The organism is Kitasatospora sp. NPDC059803, from assembly GCF_042732255.1.
Classification (GTDB): domain Bacteria; phylum Actinomycetota; class Actinomycetes; order Streptomycetales; family Streptomycetaceae; genus Kitasatospora.
In genome coordinates this window covers 1-4,828 of record NZ_JBHWIJ010000446.1, presented here as the reverse complement: position 1 = coordinate 4,828, position 4,828 = coordinate 1, and the positions used below count along the sequence as shown (strand labels likewise).

Sequence of the window (4,828 nt, the reverse complement as noted above, 5' to 3'; positions counted from 1 at the left end):
GCTCTGGCGGCGGATCGCCGAACGCGCCGCCGCCGACGGTTTCGCCCACCCCGAGGGCACCGCGGTCGGCAGCCCCGGGCGGCTGCGCGCCGAACTCGCCGAGCAGCGGGCCCACCAGGCGCTGGAGCGGGACGAGCACGCCGACGGCCGGGCCGGGCTGCTGGCCGCCGCCGAGCTGTTCGAGCAGGCCGGGCTGCCCGGCCAGGCCCTGATGGCCCGGGCCCGCGCGCTGATCGTGGAACTCGGCGACGTCGAGGGCGCGGTGGCCGACTGGCCGGCGCTCGACGAGGTGCTGCGCCGGGCCGAGGAGCTGCGGGCCGCCGGCACGATGGCCGACGACGACCACCTGATCGTGTGGCAGGTCCGCGCCTACGCGGCCCACCACGACCTGGTCGAGGCGCTGCCCGAGCCGCCCGCCGAGGCCGTCGAGCGCTTCGAGGCGGCGGCCGGCGGCTACCACCGCACCGCCGTGGAGCTGGGCTCCGCCCGCCGCGCGGCCACCTCCCGCCAGTACCTGGCCGACGCGGCCGCCCGGCAGGGCCGGCTGGCCGAGGCCACCGCCGAACTGCGCGAGGTGCTCGCCCAGTTGGACGCGGCCGAACTGCCCTGGCACACCCCGCGGGTGCTCGGCCTGCTGGGCCAGGTGCTGTTGCAGAGCGGCGAACCCGCCGAGGCCGTCGAGGTGTTCCACCGGGCGCTCGCCGAGGCCGCCCGCTGGGGCGACGACTCCTACCCGTACGCGCCCACCTACCTGATGCTCGGCCACGCGGCCATGGGGGCCGGGGACCGCGGCGGCGCGGTCCGGGCGCTCACCGAGGCGGCCGCGCGCTTCGACCGCAAGGGCCGGGAGGCGGCCGAGGACGCCGCGCAGGCCCGTCTCCAGCTGGCCGACGTGCTGCGTGCCGCCGACCGCACGGCCGACGCCGTCGCGGTGCTGGAGTCGGTGCTGCTGGACGCCGCCGCGTCGGAGCTGGACGTTCGGATGCTCGCGCAGGCCCGGCTGGACCTCGCCCGGGGCCTCACCGAACTGGACGAGCACCGGGACGCCGCCGAGGAGTACCTGCGGCTGGCCGACGTCGTCGCCGGCTGGGAGGAGCAGGACACCCACACCATGGTCGCCTGCGAGGCCGCGCTGGCGCTGGCCCGGGCGGACCGCTGGGAGGCCGCGAAGGCCGCCCTCGACCGCGCCCTCGCGGCCCACGCCCAGGCCCCCCAGGTGGACCAACTGGCCGCGACGCTACGCGAGTTCGCCCGGCTGACCATGCACGCCGAGGGCCCGGAGGGGCTGGCGTCGGCGCTGGCCCGGCTGGCCGAGGCGGACGCCGCCGGGGAGCACGCCGGGCAGACCGGTCAGGAATACAACCCCTGGTACCTGCGCGGCGGTTCGCACTACGAGCGGGCGCGCTGCCTGGCCATGGCCGAGCGCCACGAGGAGGCGCTGGCCGAGGTCGAGCGGGCGATCGCGGTCTACGAGGGCGGCGACGAGCGGGCCGGGACGTCCCGGGCCGAGGCCGTCCGACTGGCCGCGCTGATCGAGGGCGCCGACCTCGGCCGTACCGGGGCGGCCGTCGCCCGGCTGACCGCGGGCATCGCCCGCTGCGAGGCCGCCGGCCTCCCGGAGGCGGCGCAGGTACTGGCCGAACTGCGGGAGCGGTTCACGGCCGCGGACTGACCACGGCCGCGAACTGGCCTGCCGGGGGCCCGGGGTGCGCAGATCCCCGGGCCCCGGGCCCCGGGCGTCGGCCCGTCGACCTGTCAGCCCGTCAGCCCGTGTCAGCAGGGGCCGTCGTCGCCCCAGACGCCCCACTGGCCGCTGGCGCTCGGCACCTCGTTCAGCGTCCACCACTTGGCGTGGTACTCGTGGCCGCCGTACGAGACCTTGCTGCCGCTGGTGTACGTGGTGCTCGCGCTCCACGCCGGGTCGGCGCAGGCCCCGGGGGTGGTCGGGGGAGTCGTCGGCGGCGTGGTGGGCGGGGTGGTCGGAGGCGTGGTCGGCGAGGTGGTGGGCGGCGTCGCCCCGGCGAACTTCACGGTGTACTTGGTGAAGTCCCAGTCGTTCTGCGCCACGCTGGAGCAGGAGCCGGACAGCCCCGGGTCCACCGGGCCCGTGCACTGCCGGTCCCGGTTGACCGACCAGTAGGTGTACCGGGCCAGGTTGTGCGCGGTGGCGAAGTCCAGCACGGCCTGGAAGTCCGCCTGCCGGAAGTACTCGGCGGCGTCGGTGCGGCCGTTCATCATCGACACGCCCTCGTGGGCGTAGGCCGTCGCCTCGGACCAGCCGAAGGTGGTCTGGAGGATCTGGTTGAACTTCACCAGCGCGTCGGTCTGCGCGGCGGCGCCGTTGAACCCGCCGTCGAACGGCATGATCGAGTAGTTGTTCGGCGTGAAGCCCTGCGACTTGGCCTCGTTCAGCATCTGGGTGCCGAACCAGCCCGTCCCCGCGTTGGTCCCGGCGGTGGTGATCGAGATGTAGAGGCCGGGGTTGTTCTGCTGGAGGATCCGGGCGGCGCCGATCTCGTTGTGGATCGCCGCGGTGTTCTCGTACTCCGGCTCCTCCAGGTCGAAGTCGATCGCCTTCAACTGGTACTTGGTGATCACCTTCTGGTACCCGGCGGCGGTCGCCTCCGGCGTGCCGCAGACCTGGCCGAGCTTGGTGCCGCCGTACCCGCCGACCGACACCGAGACGTCCCCGCCCTTGCCGCGGATGGTCTGGATGACGCCGGGCATGGTGGTGTCGGTGTCGATCGAGGAGGTGCCGCCCCAGGCCGGTGAACAGCTGCTGCCCTGGGCCAGGATGAACGCCAGCTGGAAGGCCTTCTGCCCGGTGGCGTCCATCACCGCCGCGGCGTCCGGCGGGCTGTTGTCCTCGGGCATCAGGTAGGGCGCCGAGGCGTACCAGTTGCTGCCGAGGCCGGTCGTGGTGTCGGCGGCGGCGGAGCCGGTGTTCGCGAGCGCGGCGACACCGCCGGCGACCAGGCCGAGCACCCCGGCCACGGCGGCGGCGACCCGGCGCGGGCGGCGGCGCGGGTTCCGGGGGGCGGGGTGTGGGGGAAGTGCGCGTTCCATCGAGGGCCTTTCCAGGCGGGACGGCAGTGGGGGAGGGGGCTGCTCACGCCGGAGGTGGGGGTGGCGCGCAGACCGAACGGGCCTCCGGCAGGGGGTAGTTGCCGAAGACTGTCACTGGTATAGACCTGTCGAGGAAGGGTGGTCAACCCCAAAATGGTCAAGCCGGGGCCCGGCGCCGGCGGTGGGCCGGGCGCCGAACGGGCTCCCCGTCAGGCGCGCGCCGCCACGCGGACCCCGGTCCCCACTCCCCGCGCGGCGTCACCCGCCCCCTGCGCGGCGCCCACCGCCGCCAGCAGCCCGCCGACCGCAGGCGACCACGGCCGGCTGGTCGGCCCGGTGAGCGTGAGCGTGCGGTGGACGGCCGGCCGGATCGGGACGAGCACGCAGTCGGCCGGGAGCATGGTCAGCGCCAGCGCGGGCATCACCGAGACCCCGACGCCCGCGTGCACCATGCCGATGAGCGTGTTGAGGTCGCGGATGCGGTGCCGGGGGGTGAAGCGGGTGCCGGCCCGGCGGAAGGCCTCGCGGATGTGCCGTTCACAGCCGCCCTCGGAGAGCAGGAAGTCGTCGTCCTCCAGGTCGGCGACGTGGATGGCCTCCTGTCCGGCGAGCGGGTGGTCGCGGCGCAGCAGCGCGTGCATGGAGTCGGCCCCGAGCGCGACCGCCCCGGGCGGGAGCGGCCCGGGGTCGACCAGGACGGCGGCGTCGACGGTGCCCGCCTCCAGCCAGGTGGCGAGCTCGTCGTCCTCGCCCTCGAAGACCCGGACGGTGACCTGCGGGTAGGCGGCCTTCCAGTCCCGGAGCAGCCCGGGGAGCAGCGCCTGGCAGACGGTGGTCGGCGCGGCCAGCCGCACGGTGCCGACGGGGCCGCCGGAGTGCCGGGTGGCGATGGCGCGCACGGCGGCGGCGGAGGCGACGGCGGTGCGGGCGTGCGGGAGGATCTGCTCGCCCAGGGGAGTGGGCCGGGCTGGGCTGCCGCGCAGCAGGACGGGTGCGCCGAGGGTCCGCTCCAGCGCGGCGACGGCGTGCGAGACGGCGGACTGGCTGATGCCCAGTTCGTCGGCGGCCGCGCCGAACCCCCCGGTGTCGGCGACCGCGACCAGTGCCCTCAGCTGGGCCAGGTTGACCTCCGACGCCATGAGACTTCCTCATCTATCCGGCACTGCCACTTGTTGGACTCATGCTCTGCCGCCGGGCCACCCTCTGTCCAGACGGGACCCCAGGCGGGACCTGCGGCGGGACCCGAGACTGGACCCTGGACGGGGCCGGGACGGAACCCGACACGGAACCAACGGGACGAAGGTGGAGGTGGTCCGGGTGCGGCGCTGGTTGCCGGGCTTCGTGGCGCTGTCGGCGATCTGGGGCGCGAGCTTCGCGCTGATCAAGGTGGCGGTGGAGGCGGGGGTGCCGCCGCTGTGGGTGGCGCTGTGGCGCTGCGCGCTCGGGGCGGTCACGCTGTGGACGATCCTCGTGCTGCGCCACGAGCGCGTCCCCCGCGACCGCGCGCTCTGGGGGCACTCCGCCGTGGTCGCGGTGCTCCTCAACACCGTGCCGTTCACGCTGTTCTCGTTCGGCGAGACCCGGGTCAGCTCCGTCCTCGCCGGGGTGATGAACGCGACCACCCCGCTGTTCACCCTGCTGTTCACCGTCCTCACCGTCGCCGAGGAGCGCCGCCCCGGCGCCCGCCGGCTCTCCGGACTCGCCCTCGGCTTCGTCGGCGTGCTCACCGTGCTCGGGGTCTGGCGCGGCATCGGCTCCGGCG

3 protein-coding genes and 1 pseudogene are annotated in these 4,828 nt (G+C 75.4%); 2 read left to right on the top strand and 2 right to left on the bottom strand.

What is annotated here, in order from left to right; all coding sequences use genetic code 11:
* Window positions 1-1,672 (top strand): annotated as a pseudogene (locus tag ACFV6I_RS37710) (hypothetical protein); the annotation flags it as partial.
* A 101-nt stretch (window positions 1,673-1,773) separates the two neighbouring features.
* On the opposite strand, the gene ACFV6I_RS37705 reads toward ACFV6I_RS37710, so the two are convergent.
* Both ACFV6I_RS37705 and ACFV6I_RS37700 read right to left on the bottom strand, forming a co-directional pair.
* Complete coding sequence (locus ACFV6I_RS37705) at window positions 1,774-3,066, bottom strand: carbohydrate-binding protein (RefSeq protein WP_380430608.1); 1,293 nt, start codon at window positions 3,064-3,066, stop codon at window positions 1,774-1,776.
* A gap of 209 nt (window positions 3,067-3,275) precedes the next feature.
* The gene (locus ACFV6I_RS37700; RefSeq protein ID WP_380430606.1) at window positions 3,276-4,205 is read right to left on the bottom strand and encodes a LysR family transcriptional regulator; all 930 of its coding nucleotides are present in this window, start codon (window positions 4,203-4,205) and stop codon (window positions 3,276-3,278) included.
* Between the two features lie 178 nt (window positions 4,206-4,383).
* Between ACFV6I_RS37700 and ACFV6I_RS37695 the strand changes: the two genes are divergently transcribed.
* On the top strand, window positions 4,384-4,828 hold a 445-nt coding region (locus tag ACFV6I_RS37695; protein ID WP_380430603.1), incomplete at its 3' end, for a DMT family transporter.